Raw genomic sequence first — 18,251 nt, forward strand, 5'->3', positions numbered from 1 at the left:
GTGATGAACAAAAAACCTCCCTTTAAGGGATACGGTTGGATTGTGCCCATCCGTTATCCTTCAGGGGAGGTTTTTTTGGGTCTGACGAGTATGGGAGCGTCAAAGGACGTGATATAATAGATACAGTATGGTACAGATAGTGTTCTGGGGGTGTAACAGTTGGACGTTCGAGATGATACGATTACCAAACACGAGCAATTGGTTCAGCATATTGAAAGTTTGAAGGTTGGAAGCAAAATCTCGGTGCGACGGTTAGCGAAAGAGATGGGCGTCAGCGAGGGAACCGCTTATCGGGCGGTAAAGGAAGCGGAAAGCCTGGGTATCGTGGTCACGAAGGAACGGATCGGTACGGTTCGTGTGGAACGGAAGCCGCGTAACATATCCGAGCAGCTTACGTTTGCCGATGTCGTTGAAATTGTGGAAGGGCATGTCCTTGGCGGTGCGGAAGGGCTTAATAAAAGCCTGCATAAGTACGTGATTGGCGCCATGAAGGTGGAGGCGATGATTCGATATATCGATGCCGGAAGCCTCATGATTGTCGGTAACCGCGAAGATGCCCATTCCCTGGCACTTGAGCAGGGGGCGGGCGTGTTGATTACGGGCGGTTTCGGAACCAGCCGGGAAGTGAAACAGCTGGCAGACCAGCTGCATCTGCCCATTATATCGTCTAGGCATGACACGTTTACCGTCGCCTCCATGATTAACCGCGCCATTTTTGACCGATTAATCAAGAAGAAAATTATGCTGGTGGAGGATATCGCTCATGATAAACCGAAGAATCACCAGTTGAAAAACTCCGTCACCGTTCAGGAATTCAAACGGATTTCACAGGCGACCGGGCAAATCCGGTATCCGGTAACAGACGAATGGAACCGGGTCATCGGCATCGTCGGGGTTCGGGATGTGGAAGGGCTCGCCGAAACTCAGCCGATCGAGAAAGCGATGACCCGCAACCCGGTAACGGCAAGCATGAAAACGTCGCTCGCATCTGCGGCGCAGATTATGATGTGGGAAGGGATCGATTTTCTACCGATCGTGGATCGGAACCGCAAGCTGCTTGCAACGGTTACTCGTAAAGAAGTGTTAGGGGCACTGCGGGATGCGCGAAACCAGCCTCAGCTTGGCGAGACGTTTGATCAGCTGATCTGGAATGGGATTGCAGAGGATCGGGATGAGGAAGGGCGTTTGTTCTTTCACGGTTTTATCACGCCCCAAATGGCTTCAGAACTTGGAACGATTTCGCAAGGGGTGCTCACGACCGTCATGAGCCAAGCTGCGGTTAAAGCGGCTAAGGATATCAGCGGCTGGGATCATGTGCTGGACCATCTGTCGACGTATTTCATCCGGCCCGTGCAGATCGAGGATCCGATCGTCATTATGCCGAAATTGCTGGAAATCAGCCGCCGTACCTGTAAGATGGAAATCGAGATCCAGCATCAGACGAACCTGATTGCAAAAGCGGTCATGACGATGCAGGCGATCGATCACGGCTAAAGTAAACTTCGGACAAAATAAAGGGGCATCCTGCAGGTCTTTATGGACCTTGCTGGATGCCCCTGTTCCGTTCAGTTTAACTTAGCTGGCCGTCCGCGAATTCTTCAGTCTGCTGTAATAGGTGCGGCTTCTTATACCGGCAAATATATTAAATGCGCCAAGCACCAAGAACACGGCTTCTACAATGACAGCCGGCGTGGAGCCGCTGAACAGAAACATGCAGATCAGCGAAAGGGACACCAGCATAATGCCCATACAGAGGTTCATCATGGACATATACATGCCGCGGTCAGCGGGATCCGCTACACGCCGGGCGCGAATGCTATAGAGCGCCGCCGCGACCACGGACAGAACGAGAACGATGTACAGGATATAGTGGATGACGGTTATCATGGAATGGAAGGCTCCTTCATATTCGGTAACATGCTCGCAATGTGGCTAAAGGTATGTGTTCATGTGCTGCTTCGTGATCAAAAGATGACTTTTTGAACAACCTCTAAAAGCATGTTAGATTCGATCATTTACGATAACGGTATTGTATCATGATCCGGTTGACTTTGCATCCACATGAACAACGCTAACCCAGATTTGCAGGACGCCTTCCATAACGAGCATGGTCTTGATTTGGACCTTATAATCCTTTTCGCGGACCGTATAAATTTTGTCTCCGAGGAGTGAGCGCGTCAGCTTGCTGTCCGCGTCGATATCAAACACGTTGCGGCCGCGAAGGGCTGCCAGATCGTCGCTCATAAGCCTGACGAGCTCTTTGATGATGACGGGATCCAGCGGCTCCCTGTCGTTTTGCTCGCTGCGGATCTTGATTTCTTTGATGACCGTGGATTGTTTATTGTATTTTTTTAACGAATCGATGTCTTCTTCATATTGTGCAATTTTGATCTGCTGGTCTTGATTCGTTTCCCATAGTTTATTGTAGGCTGCATGATAGACCGAGTTGTAGACGATGCTGCCGACAACCATCCCCAGCACGAAGATGGATGCGACCTGATAGAAGGGGCGGAAGCGGTGGGCTGGAGGTACGCGCATCAATCAGCTCCGGCTGGAGCACACCCATTTGACCAGCTCGCTGCCCATATGTGCTCCGAGAAATGCAAAACCTAGATATAAAACCTGCTTGATGGCAGGGGATAAATTGCCGACGGCCACGTTGCTTTCAATGACCCGCATCGGATCAATGGTGCCCCCTATGGCTGCCGCAAGCGCCCATATCTTAATCCGGTCTGCGACCTCAAGCATGGTCACGGTGGGGGGCTGCAGGGACAGCACGGCGCCCACGCCTCCCACCATGGCACCCCCCAGCACGATGCCGAAGGCTATAAAAAAGTCCAGGATCGCTTTGGATAAAAAAACGCTCATGCCCTCATGTCTCCTTTCTTCTCTTGGTGGATGTCACGGCAACCGCCTGTCCACGTATTCCCTAGTTTCATTCTATGGGCGGGCCTAGCGGGATTATGATAAAATGGTATAAAGACTTTTTCAGATATTTCTGGATTGATTTTAAATATACATGTACCGACGAAAGGAAGGCGTTACGATGAGCTCTTTCGTGCATTTGCACGTGCATAGCGAATACAGTTTGCTCGATGGAGCGGCACGTATCGGTGACCTGGTGCGGGAAGCGGCGGCGCTTGGCATGAAATCGCTGGCGCTGACGGATCATGGCGTGATGTATGGTGCCATTCCGTTCTATAAAGCCTGCATGGCGCAAGGCATCAAACCGATTATCGGCTGCGAAGCCTATATCACGGCAGGCTCCCGCAAGGAACGGGGAAGCCGGAAGGATCAGCCGATCTATCATTTGATTCTGCTTGCCAAGAATGAGACCGGCTATCGCAATTTGATGAAGCTGTGCTCGATCGGGCATCTGGAGGGGTACCATTACAGACCCCGAATCGATATGGAGGCGCTTGCCGCCCATCATGAAGGCATCATATGTCTCAGCGCTTGCTTGGGCGGCGAGGTTCCTCAGCATCTGCTTCATGGACGCGAAGCGGAGGCGAAAGCGGCTGCGCTTCGTTACCAGGCGATTTTTGGAGAAGACTACTATCTGGAGCTGCAGGATCATGGAATTCCCGAGCAGAAGCGCGTGAATCCCCAGCTGATTCAGCTGAGCCGCGAGACCGGCATTCCATTGGTCGCCACCAATGATGTACATTATCTAGCCGAGAGCGATGCCGAGGTTCAGGACGTCCTGATCTGCATCGGTACGGGCAAAACGGTGGAAGATGAAGACAGGCTGCAAATCCAGACGAATCAGCTATATTTAAAGAGCGGCAGCGAAATGGAGCGTCTGTATCCCCATGTGCCTGAAGCTATACTGAATACGGCTAAGATTGCGGACCAGTGCAATTTGGAGCTGGAGTTCGGCAAGTCCATTTTGCCGGCATACAGCTCTCTTCCGGAAGGGAGAAATGCAGCCGAATACTTGCGGGAGCTCTGCTTGAACGGTCTGCAAGAACGTTACGGGAATACGGAGCGGTGGCAGGATGAAGCGCAACGCAGCGAGCTGGAGCAGCGACTGAACTATGAGCTCGGCGTCATCGAGAATATGGGCTTCAGCGATTATTTCCTGATCGTATGGGACTTTATCGCCTATGCCCATCGGCAAGGCATCGCGGTTGGACCGGGCCGGGGTTCATCGGCGGGCAGTCTGGTTGCTTACACTCTTCAGATTACGAATGTGGACCCGATGAAATATAAATTGTTGTTTGAACGATTCCTGAATCCGGAGCGGATTACGATGCCGGATATTGATATCGACTTCAGTGACGAGCGCCGGGAAGAGGTCATTGATTATGTGGTGGATAAATATGGGAAAGAGCATGTCGCCCAGATTATTACGTTCGGTACGATGGCGGCAAGGGCGGCCGTCCGTGATGTCGGACGTGCGCTGAATGTGCCGTTCGGCGATGTGGATAAGGCGGCCAAGCTGATCCCTAACCATCTGGGCATCAGCATCGCGGGAGCGATGGAGCAAAGCCCGCAGCTGAAGGAGCAGTACGAGACGAAGCCGAAGGTGCGCGAGCTGATCGATATGGCGATGAAGGTTGAGGGCATGCCCCGCCATGCTTCGACGCATGCAGCAGGCATTGTCATTTCCCGCGATCCGTTGACGGATGCGGTTCCGCTGCAGGAAGGCAGCGAGAAGACGGCGCTGACGCAGTATTCCATGGAGAATCTGGAGAGCGTTGGCCTGCTCAAGATGGATTTTTTGGGTCTGCGGACGTTGTCCATTATTGAGCGCACCCTGAGATGGATTCAAGAATTGACCGGCAGAACACTCGATTTCGAACAAGTGCCGGATGACGATCATCTGACGTATGAGATGCTGGGACGCGGCGATACCACGGGCGTATTTCAGCTCGAATCCGCGGGCATCCGGCGGGTGCTGAAGGATCTGAAACCTTCGGTGTTTGAGGATATCGTATCCGTGAATGCCTTATACCGTCCGGGTCCCATGGAATTTATTCCGAAGTTCATTCAAGCCAAGCACGGCCGGATTGAGCCGGAGTATCCCCATTCGGATCTGATCCCGATATTAGGCGATACGTACGGCATTATCGTCTATCAGGAGCAGATCATGCAGATTGCTTCGACGATGGCCGGCTTCTCGCTCGGGGAAGCGGATTTGCTGCGAAGAGCGGTGTCGAAGAAGAAGCGTGAAGTGCTGGACCGAGAGCGAAGCCATTTCGTTTCAGGCAGTCTCAAACTCGGTTATAGCGAGGATGAGGCCAACCGCGTGTACGATATGATCGTCCGGTTCGCGAACTACGGATTCCCCCGTGCCCATGCCGCCGCTTACGGCGTGCTGGCTTTCCAGACGGCTTATCTTAAGGCGCACTATCCGGTTCCGTTCATGGCTTCCATGCTGACTGCCGTTATGGGCAGCCACCGGAAAGTAGCCGAATACGTGCTGGAGGCACGGCGCCTCGACATCGAGGTCATGCCGCCGGACGTCAACGAAAGCGGAACGTATTTTACGCCGGTCATGAGCGGTTCTGCTGCCCAGGGCGGTGATGATGAAGTCCAACGTCCGGCCGGAGGCGGAATCCGATTCGGGCTAGCCGCGATCAAGAACGTAGGCACGCAGGCGGTGGAGAATATCGTCGAGATCAGGCGTGAAAAGCCGTTTGAAAGCCTGCTCGATTTTTGCCGCCGGGTGGACCTTCGCGTATGCAACAAGCGTGTGATCGAGTCGCTTATCCAGGCGGGGGCTTTTGATTCCTTGCAGGGACACCGTTCCCAGCTGGTTGCCATGCTGGACGAAACGGTCGAAGCGGCCGTGAAGTGGAGAAAGGAACGGGATGATCTCCAGATTCAGCTCTTCGACTTCGTGGAAACCACGAATTGGGACATCGAATATCCGGACATCCCGCCGTATACCGCAAGTCAGCAGCTCGAATTCGAACGCGAGCTGCTGGGCATGTATTTGTCCGGCCATCCGCTGGACGGCTTCGAAGATACGCTGACGGAGTCCGGAGCTGATCGGTTAATGGATCTCCATGAAGCGGAAGATGAGTCGATGGCTACGGTTGCCGGGATGGTGGTTACACTGAAGACCATTACGACGAAACAGGGAAAGGCGATGGCCTTCATGGAGTGCGAGGATCAGATTGAGCGCTGCGAGGTCGTTCTCTTTCCTGAAGTGTGGAAGCGAAGCGCGCATCTGATTGAGAAAGGCGCGCTGCTCGCGATCCGGGCGAAGGTTCAGCTGCAGGACGAAGGCTTCAAGCTGCTGGCCGAAGAAATCGCGCCGCTTGAGCCGCAAACCTTGAGTCAACTGGTTCACCGGAGCAAGGTTCGGGGAACAGCGGGCGGCAGAGGAAGATCCGGCGGAGAGAATAACGGCCGTAGTGGTAAATCGGGTGCAGCCGGCAACCAGCCGGTTTTGGCCGGTAATCCATCGGCAGTCCCGACTCCGGAGCCGCTTGCCGCCCGGAGTGGACAGGATTCGTCCTCTATCCGAAACGAAGCGTCGGGTGACAGCCTATCGCCCGAGAAGGAATCTCGTACCGTCGTATCGAATCATAAGGCTGAGCAGCGTGTGTTTGTGAAAATAACGGCCGATGCGGAGCAATCGGAGCTGCTGGTGAAGCTGAAAGAGCTCCTGCAGCAGCATCCGGGGCATGTGCCAACGGTGCTGTTTTATGAGCGGAGCCAGAAGGTGCTTGCGCTTAGCGATGCCTATCGAATTAAGCCTTCCACAGAGCTTTTTGCCGAAATGGAAAGCATGCTGGGCAAGGACACCGTTAAAGTGAAGTAACATGAAAATTTAAGAACGTTTCGCATCCCTCCCGCATACAATTAGGACACTACAGGTAATGTTGGCCGAGTACTAGCATGAAGAAGGCTCTTTCATGATAGAGAAGGATTGAAAGAGCGCGGCCAAAGACGCGGGGGGGATTTGTGATGTCAATGGACTTGGCAGAAAGCATGCTCAGCCGCAGAGGAGTCAGCGTAAGCTCCATCGCGGATATTGTGTTGAAGCTTCAACAGCGTTATCATCCGAAGCTAACCATCGAGCAATGTGAAGAAAGCGTCCGGGCCGTTCTCGGCAAGCGCGAAGTGCAGTATACGCTGTACACGGGCATTGCGCTGGATGAGTTGGCGGAGAAGAAACTGCTGCCGGAGCCGCTGCAATCGATTATGGAGCAAGACGAACCGCTTTACGGAGTGGATGAGACCATGGCGCTCGGTGTCACGAGCATATACGGCATGATTGGACTGACCAGTTTCGGCTACCTGGATAAAGAAAAAATTGGCGTGATTGAGATATTAAATGAAAAAACGGACGGGATTCATGTGTTTCTGGATGATCTCGTTGCAGGCATCGCCGCTGCCGCTTCCTCGCGCATCGCGCATAACAATCCTGATGCGGCGCATTATACCGCGGGTTCTGACTGATTAGCACGAGCGGTGTCGAATCGCTGCCTGAGGGTATAGATTTGGCTTTCAGCCCCCTGCTCTCTTTGTTGAGGTAAAAACTGAAGTATGTTATCATTATCCATTATATCGGCTCAGGATATGCCTGTGGGACGAGATTAGGGGGATCTGAAAGGCATGTGGACGGTAATCTATATTGCGCCAACTGCAAAGGTGGCGGAAATGATCAAGACCAGGCTAACGGAAGAAGGTTTTTTGGTTCAAAGCCGTCCTGTGAATCTTTCCAAACAGCAGTTTGAGATTTTGGTACCCTCCGGAGAGCTTGAGGAAGTACAGGAAGTGTTGAATTCGATATTGCACCCCTAGTTTCATCTGGGTTACATAGCGAAGCTTAGCGTACGGATCGGCGATGTGCTATTGCAGCGGCCATTCAAATTTACGGCTGGAGAGGTGTAGTTGTGTTTAAAGACTTGTTTCAGAAAAAAAGGAAATACGCAACGATCCCATCGGAACGACTTGGGACAGCAGGGCAGCCTCAGGAAGGCGAACGCCCGAAACGGGAAATTCCGGAAGGACTGATGAATAAGTGTGCTAAGTGCGGCACCATTCAATACAGCAAAGAGCTTGAGAAGAATCTGAAGGTGTGTCAGGAATGCGGACATCATATGCGCCTGAACGCAGTAGAACGGATTGCCATGACGCTGGATGAGACAGGCTTTGAAGAGTTTGATGCGGATATGATCTCGGTGGATCCGCTCAAGTTTCCGGGATATGCGGCCAAGCTCGAGCAGCAGAAGATGAAATCCGGTCTTCATGATGCGGTTATTACCGGTCAAGGGTCGATTCTCGGCCAGCCTGTTGTGGTGGCCGTGATGAGTTTTGATTTCTTCACGGGAAGCATGGGCTCCGTCGTCGGGGAAAAAATCACCCGAGCGATCGAGTTTGCGACGGACAAGCGTTTACCGCTCATTATTTTCTCCACCTCCGGCGGCGCCCGGATGCAGGAGAGCATTCTCAGTTTGATGCAGATGGCCAAAACAAGCGCAGCCCTGTCCAGGTTTAACGAGCTCGGCGGGCTCTATATTTCAGTGATAACGGATCCGACGACCGGCGGTGTATCCGCCAGCTTTGCGACGCTTGGCGATATCAATATTGCCGAGCCGGGAGCCGTATTCGGTTTTGCGGGCCGTATCGTTATTGAACAGACCATTCGCCAGAAGCTGCCGGATGATTTCCAGACAGCGGAGTTCAACTTGGCGCATGGTCAGCTTGACATGGTTATTCATCGGAAAGATATGCGCTCCATGCTTGGTAAGCTGCTGGAGATGCATACCGTGAAAGGGGGATTCTGATGTCAGGCGAATTGCCTTTTGAAATGCCACTTGCCGAAATGCGCAAGAAGATTGATGAATTGAAACAATTCGGACAGGAAAAAGGGATCGATTTCACGGATGAAATCGCCCGCCTGGAAGAACGATATAGTCGCTTGGAGGAAGAAATCTACTCGTCGATTTCTCCTTCCCAGAAAATGCATCTGGCCCGTCATCAGCAGCGACCGACGTCGCTTGATTTGATCCAGCTGATCTTTACGGATTTTATCGAGCTGCATGGAGATCGTCTCTACGGGGACGATCTTGCCGTTGTCGGCGGCTTGGCCAAACTTGACGGTGTTCCCGTCACGGTGGTCGGTCAGCAGCGCGGTAAGGATACGAAGGACAATATCGCGCGTTTCTTCGGAAGTCCGCATCCGGAAGGCTTCCGTAAAGCCCTGCGGCTTATGCAGCAGGCGAACAAGTTCAAGCGTCCTGTTATCACGTTTATAGATACAAAAGGCGCATATCCGGGTAATACAGCAGAAGAAAGAGGTCAGTCCGAGGCGATTGCCCGTAATCTACGGGAAATGTCGTCCCTTGGGGTGCCTATTGTTTGTGTGGTCATCGGCGAAGGTGGAAGCGGCGGTGCTCTTGCGATGGCCGTAGGCAATCGTGTGCTGATGCTTGAGCATGCTATCTACTCTGCCATTTCACCGAACGGGGCCGCATCCATTCTGTGGAAGGACGCATCCAAAGCGGATCAGGCTGCGGAAGCCATGAAGATCACCGCTAAGGACCTGCTCGAGATGGAAGTCATTGAGGAAATTATACCGGAGCCTAAGGGCGGTGCGCACCGCAACTATGAAGAGACGGCCGCCGCGATTCAAAGCGCACTGATCCGCCAGCTGAAAGAACTATCCGTTATGGATGCCTGCGAGTTGAAGGAAGACCGGTACCGCAAATTCCGCAAGATTGGCGAATTCGATTTTGCGAAGGCGGAACAGGAAGACGCGATTTTGTAAAAGTTCTGATGAGTATGTGACGATATGACAAAGTTCCTATACAAATTAGACTTTTTGTAGTAGATTTAGTTGTTGGAAAAAGAGATATAGAGAACCCTTTAATAAACGGAGGAAACCCAAATGCGCAAAACAAAAATTGTATGTACCATCGGTCCTTCCAGTGAATCGTTGGAAAACACCAAGAAGCTCATTATGGCCGGCATGAACGTGGCTCGTCTGAACTTCTCTCACGGCGACTTCGAGGAGCATGGCAACCGGATCAAGAACATCCGCCAAGCTTGCGAAGAGTTGAACAAAACGGTAGCGATCCTGCTTGACACCAAAGGACCGGAAATCCGTACAGGTAAACTTGAAGTGGAACCGATTGAGCTTGTACAAGATGAATATATCACCCTTACTACCGAGGAAATCCTTGGTGATAAGAATCGTTTGTCCATTACTTATAAAGAGTTGCCGCAAGATGTTCAAGTCGGATCCACGATCTTGATCGATGACGGTCTGATCGGTCTGACCGTGGTAGAGATTCAAGGCACTGAAATCAGATGCCGCATCGTCAATGGCGGAACCATTAAGAGCAAAAAAGGTGTAAACGTACCGGGAGTCGCGATTTCTCTCCCAGGCATTACGGAAAAAGACGCCAACGATATCATTTTCGGGATCGAACAGGGCATCGATTTTATTGCCGCTTCCTTCGTTCGTAAAGCAAGTGACGTGCTTGAAATTCGCGAATTGCTGAAGAAGCATAATGGCGAGCACATCCAAATCATCTCCAAAATCGAGAACCAGCAGGGCGTTGACAACCTGGATGAAATCCTCGAAGTATCCGACGGCTTGATGGTAGCCCGTGGCGACCTCGGCGTTGAGATTCCGGCAGAGGAAGTTCCATTGGTTCAAAAACGCATGATCGAAAAATGTAACCTGGCTGGCAAACCGGTCATTACGGCTACGCAAATGCTGGATTCCATGCAGCGCAACCCACGTCCTACCCGTGCGGAAGCAAGTGACGTTGCCAATGCGATTTTTGACGGTACTGATGCCATCATGCTGTCCGGCGAAACGGCTGCAGGTAAATACCCTGTAGAATCCGTATTGACCATGTCCCGTATCGCGGAGAAAGCGGAATCCGCGCTGAACTACCGTGAAATGTTCTTGAAGCAGCGTATTGCTCAAGATACCAGCGTTACCGAAGCAATCAGCCAATCCGTTGCGATCTCGGCACTTGACCTGAATGCCAAAGCCATCATTTCGTCCACGGAATCCGGTCAAACAGCTCGCATGGTATCCAAATACCGTCCAGAGGCTCCTATCGTCGCCGTCACGACTCAAGACAGAACATTGAGACGTTTGGCACTGACTTGGGGCGTAACGCCGGTTAAAGGCGAACAGGCTTCTTCTACGGACGAGATGTTTGATTACGCGCTGCAAGGCGGCGTGAAGTCCGGACTCGTGAAAGAAGGCGATCTTGTTGTGATTACAGCAGGCGTACCACTTGGCCGTTCCGGTTCGACCAACCTCCTGAAAGTGGATCAAATTCCACAGGAGAAGTAATACAACCGTCAAGAATCCGTTGGATTCTGAATATAGCAGAATATAAGCAATGGACGATGATTCTGTCGACCATTGCTTTTTGCATAGATAAGGGGTGATGTTGATGCCTAAACCATCCGTACCGACACTAAGCCGCTGGTTCTGGACGTCATTTCGGGTGCGTTACCAGGAAAGCGATCAAATGGGTGTTGTATACCACGCGAACTATTTAAACTGGTTCGAGATCGGGCGTACCCAAATGATCCGTGAAATGGGATTTACGTATCGCGGAATGGAAGAAGAAGGTGTCCTCCTCCCGGTAGTTGATCTTGATATCAAGTACCGCCAGCCTGCGAGGTATGATGATCTTGTAACGGTATTTACCAGAATGACTGCTTTCTCCCCGCTTCGAATACACTATGAATATGAGGTCCGGTTGCTAAGCGAACAGGAGCAGGCAGATTTGGGGACGATGGACCTGTCTCCCGAATCCGAGCTTCCCGGTGCCTTGTTAACGGCCGGCGCGACCCGTCATGTATGGCTGAATAGAGAGTGGAAACCCGCCCGACTGGATAAATGCGCGCCAAAGCTGTATGATGCATTGAGGGACACCCTTTGGGGGAGGAAGGAGTAGCTTCATGTTCAAATGGTTGCTGGCAGCGATTATCTTCGTGCCTGCTATTGAAATATTCGGCTTCCAGTTTGTTGCGGATCGCGTGGGTGGCATGAATACCTTGCTATTGACACTGCTGACCTCTGCGGTTGGCGTGGCCATGATGAGGTTTGAAGGTCGCAAAGCGATGGAAGATGCCAAGCAGAGAATGAACTCAGGCATGGTTCCGGGTGCTTCCATGGCCGATGGCCTATGTATATTTGCGGGTGGAGTGCTGCTTATTCTGCCGGGCTTTGTAACTGACATAATCGGATTTACGCTGATATTTCCGCTGACTCGCCCGCTGTATCGGATTTTGCTGTTGAAATGGATGAAGAAAAATATGGAAAACGGCAAGATTACGATCTTTCGCAGGTAATACAAACAGGATCACCCATAAGACCGGCCCATCATGGGCCGGTCTATTTATTTATGGAGCACGAGGAAATATCAGGAATCAGCAATCATGAAGTACCTTATTAATCCTGTGATAATCTGATCACTATAACTATAGGCCGAGTCAAGCTTGTTCGTTTGACTGCTATCTGAACCTGCCTCCGATAATATAATTCCTTAGGTCCTTGAATACGTGGGCCCGGTGAAAAGCATCCAGGATGACAAGCGACACTGGACCTATAATCAGTCCCAGAATGCCGAACAGCTTGAGACCGACGAACATGCCCAGCAGGGCGGCGAGCGGGTCCAGTCCCACACTGCTGGCGAGCACCTTGGGCTCCATGATCTGTCTGACGATCAGGATGATGCTGTACAGGACGGTTAGTCCGATGCCAAGCGTCAGGTCGCCCGACATAAAGGCATACAGCGACCAGGGGATTAGGACGATGCCGACGCCCAAGTAGGGGAGAAGATCCACCAAGCCGATCAGAAGACCGATGGAGAAGGCGGAATCGACCCCGAGCGCATAAAGCGTAATCATGACGATCAGGGCCGTGATGGAGATCAGAATCAGCTGGGCCCTCGCGAATCCGAACAGCGCTTTTTTTAGATCTGTGAAAATATAGATCATGGGTTTGCGAATGACGTCGGGCAGGATGCGGATAAGTGCGCGATTATGGCGCTCCCAGCTGTTGCTGAGAAAGAACGTGGACAGCAAAACGACGATGAGAATCGTGCCTAAGTTCGGCAGGTAATAAATAATTTGCAAAATTCCGTTAAAAATACCGGTAACGAGGTCGGTCACGGCCGTGCCAATCGTTTGCGTCGTGCGGGTAATGTTCTGATTGATGGTATCGTGATAATTCGGGTTGTTCTGATAGAACCGGCTAATCTCATTGATGATATTCTGGAAGCTATCATTCTGGGTCCAGGCGGTCAGCCATTCCATCCAGGCATCAATATGAAGATTGAAGGACTGGGACAGGATAATCAGCTCCTTGACCAGTCTCGTGACGGCTGCCGTGAGAATCAGCAGAGCCGCTCCGAAATACAGCAGCAGGGACAACATGACAGCGAGCCACCGCGGCAGCTTCAAACTCCGCTGAAGCAGGCGCACGCAAGGATTCATGGCATAGGCGATGATCCAGGCCAGAAGGAAGGGGTAAAGCAGCGGCAGCAGTACATAGATCAAATAGGCAATCACGAAGATGGAAGACAGCACCCACACTCCCCGGCCAAAACGCTTGAGCATCAATCGTTCCAAACAATCACACTCCTTTGCAGCACTTCAGGGACGAGCAGAAACGCTCATTCCTATACGTATGCAAGGAGATTCAATATAAGGATAAAGAGTTGGAAAACGCTTGTCTTCATGATTCGACAATGAGAATTATCACAGGTATAATGGAATTGTAAGTGATTTCAAAAAAATGTTTATGGTGTCGATAAAACAATTTGATGCGGCGAATGTCGCTCCTCATGTTCACATATCAGACAAAATCCAGTATGATATGAGAAGGTTTGTGACTAGGACCATAGCAATTTTTTTCGCGTTTTTCTTTTTTATCCGACTTCATGAAAATGTTTTCATGAATGTCAAAATAGTTCAGTTTATCCCGATCATAAAGGAGAGATGTTGCATGACAGCTACCAAGGGTTTGGAAGGCATTGTAGCTACCACCTCCGCGATTAGTTCGATCGTCGATGGCGTTCTGACTTACCGTGGATATGATATTGACGATCTCGCAGAACATGCAAGTTTTGAAGAGGTAGCCTATCTGCTCTGGTTCGGAAAGCTTCCGAATGCTGAAGAGCTTAAGGCCCTTCAACAAGATTTGAGCGACTATGCTGCCATTCCGGATGAGCTTATCCAGCAGATCAAATTGTATCCGAAGGATACCAATACGATGGCTGCGCTTCGCTCGGCTGTATCCGCGCTTGCTCTGTATGACGCCGAAGGCGACGATATGAGCCGTGAATCGAATGAGAAGAAAGCGGTTAAACTTCAAGCTCAGCTTCCAACGATCATTGCTGCCATCGCCCGTGTTCGTCAGGGTAAAGAGCCGGTGGCTCCGAAAGCCGGCGTCTCCATCGCGGAGAATTTCCTGTATATGCTCAGAGGCGAAGATCCTGATCAGACTTCGATCAAGGCTCTGGACCAGGCACTGGTATTGCACGCGGATCACGAGCTTAACGCATCCACGTTTTCTGCTCGTGTAACCGTAGCCACGCTGTCCGACATATATTCAGGCGTTACTTCCGCTATTGGCGCGCTTAAAGGTCCTCTGCACGGCGGCGCGAATGAAGCCGTCATGAAGATGCTGAACGAAGTCGGTTCGATTGATCGGGCCCAGGCTTACATTCAGGAGAAGCTGGACAACCGTGAAAAAATAATGGGCTTTGGACACCGCGTATACAAAAACGGCGATCCGCGCGCGAAGCATCTCCAAAAAATGTCGCGCGAGCTTGGTGAAATGAAAGGCGACACCACGCTGTACGACATGTCGGTGCTGATCGACGAAACGGTTACCAACCAAAAAGGGCTGAAGCCGAACGTTGATTTCTATTCCGCATCGGTCTATACGCAGCTCGGCATCGAACATGAATTGTTTACGCCGATTTTTGCCATCAGCCGTGTATCCGGATGGACCGCGCATATTCTTGAGCAGTATGAAGGCAACCGTATCATCCGCCCGCGCGCAGAGTATACAGGGATGACCGACCAAAAATATGTGCCGATAGAACTTCGCTAAGTGGCTGGCAATCATGTACAATAGGCTAGAGAACCGCTCAAACGTGAGTGAATCGCGGGTGGCGGGTTTCTCTGTGCCTATTCGCGAGTATTTTGGGAATGGCTAGAGACAAGAACCATATTCGAAGGAGGAACTCATACTCATGAAATTGGAAAAATTCGCATTACCAACTGAAGGCGAGAAAATCACGATTGATAACGGAACCCTGCAGGTGCCTAACAACCCTGTCATTCCTTTTATTGAAGGCGACGGCACAGGCCGTGACATCTGGAAAGCTTCCAAGCGCGTCCTGGATGCAGCAGTAGAAAAAGCATATAACGGTTCCAAGAAAATTGCCTGGTATGAAGTATTTGCCGGTGAGAAGGCATACAATACATACGGTGAATGGCTCCCGAACGATACGCTTGAAGCGATTCGCGAGTACATCGTTGCTATCAAAGGACCACTTACAACGCCAATCGGCGGCGGTATCCGTTCCCTGAACGTTGCCCTTCGCCAAGAGCTTGACCTGTACACTTGCCTGCGCCCTGTTCGTTACTTCAACGGCGTACCATCTCCGGTAAAACGCCCTGAGCTGGTTGACATGGTTATTTTCCGTGAGAACACAGAAGATATCTACGCAGGTATTGAGTATAAAGAAGGCTCCGAAGAAGTGAAGAAAATGATCAAGTTCCTTCAAGACGAAATGGGAGCAAACAAAATCCGCTTCCCGGAAACGTCCGGCATCGGGATCAAGCCTGTATCCTCCGAAGGTTCCAAGCGTCTTGTACGTGCAGCGGTTGAGTATGCGATCAAGCATGGCCGCAAATCCGTGACACTGGTTCACAAAGGTAACATCATGAAATTTACAGAAGGTGCCTTCAAAAACTGGGGTTACGAAGTGGCTGAAGCTGAATTCGGCGATAAAGTGTTCACTTGGGCTCAATACGATATCATCAAGGACAAAGACGGCGTAGATGCGGCTAACGCTGCTCAAAAAGCGGCTGAAGAAGCTGGCAAAATCATCGTTAAAGATGCGATTGCCGACATTGCGCTGCAGCAAGTTCTGACTCGTCCAACCGACTTTGATGTCATTGCGACATTGAACCTGAACGGGGACTATCTGTCTGACGCGCTGGCTGCACAAGTTGGCGGTATCGGTATCGCTCCAGGGGCTAACATCAACTATGTAACAGGACATGCAATTTTCGAAGCGACTCATGGTACAGCTCCGAAATATGCAGACAAAGACGTAGTAAACCCTGGTTCCGTTATCCTCTCCGGCGTCATGCTGCTTGAGCACCTCGGATGGCAGGAAGCGGCTGACCTGATCTACAAAGGCATGGAAACATCCATCAACAACAAAACCGTGACTTATGACTTCGCCCGCCTGATGGAAGGCGCTACAGAAGTGAAATGCTCCGAGTTCGCAGACGAAATCATTAAAAACCTGTAAGGAGGAGATTCATCGTGGCAATTACTCGTAAAAAGATTACGGTAGTAGGTGCTGGCTTCACAGGTGCGACTACCGCCCTGATGCTTGCTCAAAAAGAATTGGGTGATGTGGTGCTGCTGGATATCCCGCAGCTCGAGAACCCAACCAAAGGTAAAGCGCTGGATATGCTCGAAGCAAGTCCCGTTCAAGGATTTGACAGCAACATAGTCGGTACATCCAACTATGAGGATGCAGCTAATTCCGATATCGTAATCATTACAGCAGGTGTAGCCCGCAAGCCGGGCATGAGCCGCGATGACCTCGTTAATACCAATGCAGGGATCGTGAAATCCGTATGTGAGAATGTGAAGAGTCACGCACCGAACGCCACGGTCATCATTCTGAGCAACCCGGTGGATGCCATGACCTATGTGGCATACAACACGCTCGGATTTCCAAAGAACCGCGTCATCGGCCAATCCGGCGTACTGGATACGGCCCGTTATTGCACCTTCATCGCGCAAGAGCTGAACGTATCCGTTGAGGATGTCCGCGGATTCGTACTTGGCGGCCATGGCGATGACATGGTTCCGCTCGTTCGCTACTCCAGCGTGGGCGGCATTCCGATCGACACGCTGATTCCGGCTGAGCGCATTGAAGCGATTGTGCAGCGTACGCGGGTCGGCGGCGGCGAAATCGTGAACCTGCTGGGTAACGGCAGCGCATACTATGCGCCGGCTGCTTCCCTGGTACAAATGACGGAAGCGATTCTAAAGGACAAAAAACGGATTATTCCGGTTATTGCCCTTCTGGAAGGCGAGTACGGTTATGACAACCTGTTCATGGGCGTACCGGCCATTCTCGGCGGAGACGGCATCGAGCGGATTTTCGAGCTGGAGCTGACCGCCGAAGAGAAAGCGGCGCTGGATAAGTCGGCGGAATCCGTACGCAACGTCACTTCGGTCGTGAGCCTGTAATTTGAATCAGGATTCACAAAATCGTCTAATAATGCAATCCCGTCCCATGATTCGGGGCGGGATTGCTTTTCTTTGGATGATCTCTCCAGTATAATAAGAGACGATGAACTTAATGTAATAAAAATCACACTAACGACTTTGGAGGAATTGTTTATGTGGAACGTGACATTTTTTCTGCATATGGTCGGTACGGCGGCGCTAGGATTTTACTTGATTCTGCCGTTTGTTGTTGGCGGTATTCAGAAGCTGTCCCTCGGCGCTCAAGAAGGAGCCGTTAATACGATTCGAGTAGCGAATCGTTTTGCTCAGTACGGCTTAGTTATTCAGTTGTTGACTGGCGGATACATGATGTCCCAAGGCGAGTATTCGGTTCCTTGGATGATCATTGTAACGGTATTGCTGCTGGCGATGTTTGCTATTGGAGGCATCATGAGCAAGCCATTGAAGAATGCGCTTGCAGGGATCCGCGAGAAGCGTGAAGTGAAGGAAGAAACAAGCAAGCTGGGTACGCTTAGCGCACTTCTTTCCTTGCTGCTCTTGGTTATGATCTTCTTCATGGTATTCAACCATATCATCTAAGAATAGCTACATACGAAAGAGAAGTCGTTCCGTTTATCGGGCGGCTTTTTTTGACATTATAGAAATGATAAATTACCGGGGCCCCGCAAAGGAGCTGAATGGACTTCGGAGCAAGGCCCCACTTTGGGGGCTTTTTCGTATTATTAGGTCAGCCAGAAATTTTGGTTGGCCTAATTTTATAGGTGCTTTAAGATGGTGGTAGCCGGGAGAACGTGGGGCTTTT

Annotated in this window: 17 protein-coding genes; 13 read left to right on the top strand and 4 right to left on the bottom strand. The window is 51.2% G+C overall.

All coding sequences use genetic code 11. The features are described from left to right. The first annotated feature begins 159 nt into the window (after nt 1–159). Entirely contained in the window at nt 160–1,494 is a 1,335-nt protein-coding gene (locus ACQKPA_RS24165) for a DRTGG domain-containing protein (protein ID WP_071218057.1), read from the top strand. 81 nt (nt 1,495–1,575) lie between these two features. Here ACQKPA_RS24165 and ACQKPA_RS24170 read toward each other — a convergent pair whose 3' ends face one another. The 3 genes from ACQKPA_RS24170 to ACQKPA_RS24180 form a co-directional block, all read right to left on the bottom strand. After that, nucleotides 1,576–1,887, bottom strand: a complete 312-nt coding sequence (locus ACQKPA_RS24170) for a YtpI family protein (protein WP_427495035.1) — start codon at nt 1,885–1,887, stop codon at nt 1,576–1,578. A gap of 147 nt (nt 1,888–2,034) precedes the next feature. Further along, complete coding sequence (locus ACQKPA_RS24175; protein WP_427495036.1) at nt 2,035–2,538, bottom strand: hypothetical protein; 504 nt, start codon at nt 2,536–2,538, stop codon at nt 2,035–2,037. 3 nt (nt 2,539–2,541) lie between these two features. Beyond that, nucleotides 2,542–2,868: a YtrH family sporulation protein gene (locus ACQKPA_RS24180; protein WP_427495038.1), complete on the bottom strand. Its 327-nt coding sequence runs from the start codon at nt 2,866–2,868 to the stop codon at nt 2,542–2,544. A 178-nt stretch (nt 2,869–3,046) separates the two neighbouring features. Between ACQKPA_RS24180 and ACQKPA_RS24185 the strand changes: the two genes are divergently transcribed. The 8 genes from ACQKPA_RS24185 to ACQKPA_RS24220 all read left to right on the top strand — a co-directional run bounded on the left by ACQKPA_RS24185 (nt 3,047) and on the right by ACQKPA_RS24220 (nt 12,288). Then, a complete protein-coding gene (locus ACQKPA_RS24185) occupies nt 3,047–6,775 on the top strand; it encodes a DNA polymerase III subunit alpha (RefSeq protein WP_427495040.1) in 3,729 nt (1,242 codons plus the stop codon). Between the two features lie 146 nt (nt 6,776–6,921). Then, entirely contained in the window at nt 6,922–7,416 is a 495-nt protein-coding gene (locus ACQKPA_RS24190) for a phosphatidylglycerophosphatase A family protein (protein ID WP_427495042.1), read from the top strand. A 156-nt stretch (nt 7,417–7,572) separates the two neighbouring features. Continuing rightward, entirely contained in the window at nt 7,573–7,761 is a 189-nt protein-coding gene (locus ACQKPA_RS24195; RefSeq protein WP_006212044.1) for a hypothetical protein, read from the top strand. A gap of 92 nt (nt 7,762–7,853) precedes the next feature. Further along, nucleotides 7,854–8,747: an acetyl-CoA carboxylase, carboxyltransferase subunit beta gene (gene accD, locus ACQKPA_RS24200; protein ID WP_071218063.1), complete on the top strand. Its 894-nt coding sequence runs from the start codon at nt 7,854–7,856 to the stop codon at nt 8,745–8,747. Further along, nucleotides 8,747–9,730 carry an acetyl-CoA carboxylase carboxyltransferase subunit alpha gene (locus ACQKPA_RS24205; protein ID WP_427495043.1) on the top strand — a complete coding sequence of 328 codons (984 nt, stop codon included), beginning with the start codon at nt 8,747–8,749 and terminating at the stop codon, nt 9,728–9,730. Before accD ends, ACQKPA_RS24205 begins: the two co-directional genes overlap by 1 nt. Nucleotides 9,731–9,850: 120 nt before the next feature. Continuing rightward, nucleotides 9,851–11,278: a pyruvate kinase gene (gene pyk, locus ACQKPA_RS24210; RefSeq protein ID WP_071218065.1), complete on the top strand. Its 1,428-nt coding sequence runs from the start codon at nt 9,851–9,853 to the stop codon at nt 11,276–11,278. A gap of 103 nt (nt 11,279–11,381) precedes the next feature. Next, nucleotides 11,382–11,891, top strand: a complete 510-nt coding sequence (locus ACQKPA_RS24215; protein ID WP_113057495.1) for an acyl-CoA thioesterase — start codon at nt 11,382–11,384, stop codon at nt 11,889–11,891. A gap of 4 nt (nt 11,892–11,895) precedes the next feature. Further along, on the top strand, nt 11,896–12,288 hold the full coding sequence (locus tag ACQKPA_RS24220; protein WP_427495044.1) for an FxsA family protein: 393 nt from the start codon (nt 11,896–11,898) through the stop codon (nt 12,286–12,288). Nucleotides 12,289–12,450: 162 nt separating this feature from the next. On the opposite strand, the gene ytvI is transcribed toward ACQKPA_RS24220, so the two are convergent. Further along, nucleotides 12,451–13,569 (bottom strand): sporulation integral membrane protein YtvI, encoded by a 1,119-nt coding sequence (gene ytvI, locus ACQKPA_RS24225; protein WP_071218068.1) that lies wholly within the window; start codon nt 13,567–13,569, stop codon nt 12,451–12,453. A 376-nt stretch (nt 13,570–13,945) separates the two neighbouring features. Here ytvI and citZ point away from each other — a divergent pair, with 376 nt between their 5' ends. The 4 genes from citZ to ACQKPA_RS24245 all read left to right on the top strand — a co-directional run bounded on the left by citZ (nt 13,946) and on the right by ACQKPA_RS24245 (nt 18,028). After that, the gene (gene citZ, locus ACQKPA_RS24230; protein ID WP_427495046.1) at nt 13,946–15,058 is read left to right on the top strand and encodes a citrate synthase; all 1,113 of its coding nucleotides are present in this window, start codon (nt 13,946–13,948) and stop codon (nt 15,056–15,058) included. Between the two features lie 142 nt (nt 15,059–15,200). Next, complete coding sequence (gene icd, locus ACQKPA_RS24235) at nt 15,201–16,493, top strand: NADP-dependent isocitrate dehydrogenase (RefSeq protein WP_100538798.1); 1,293 nt, start codon at nt 15,201–15,203, stop codon at nt 16,491–16,493. A 14-nt stretch (nt 16,494–16,507) separates the two neighbouring features. Beyond that, nucleotides 16,508–17,449, top strand: coding sequence for a malate dehydrogenase (gene mdh / locus ACQKPA_RS24240; protein WP_427495047.1), 942 nt, complete (start codon nt 16,508–16,510; stop codon nt 17,447–17,449). Between the two features lie 153 nt (nt 17,450–17,602). Then, nucleotides 17,603–18,028 carry a hypothetical protein gene (locus ACQKPA_RS24245; RefSeq protein WP_076324327.1) on the top strand — a complete coding sequence of 142 codons (426 nt, stop codon included), beginning with the start codon at nt 17,603–17,605 and terminating at the stop codon, nt 18,026–18,028. The last annotated feature ends 223 nt before the right edge of the window (nt 18,029–18,251 follow it).

The organism is Paenibacillus sp. NPDC093718 (genome assembly GCF_050279985.1).
Taxonomy (GTDB): Bacteria; Bacillota; Bacilli; order Paenibacillales; family Paenibacillaceae; genus Paenibacillus_AQ.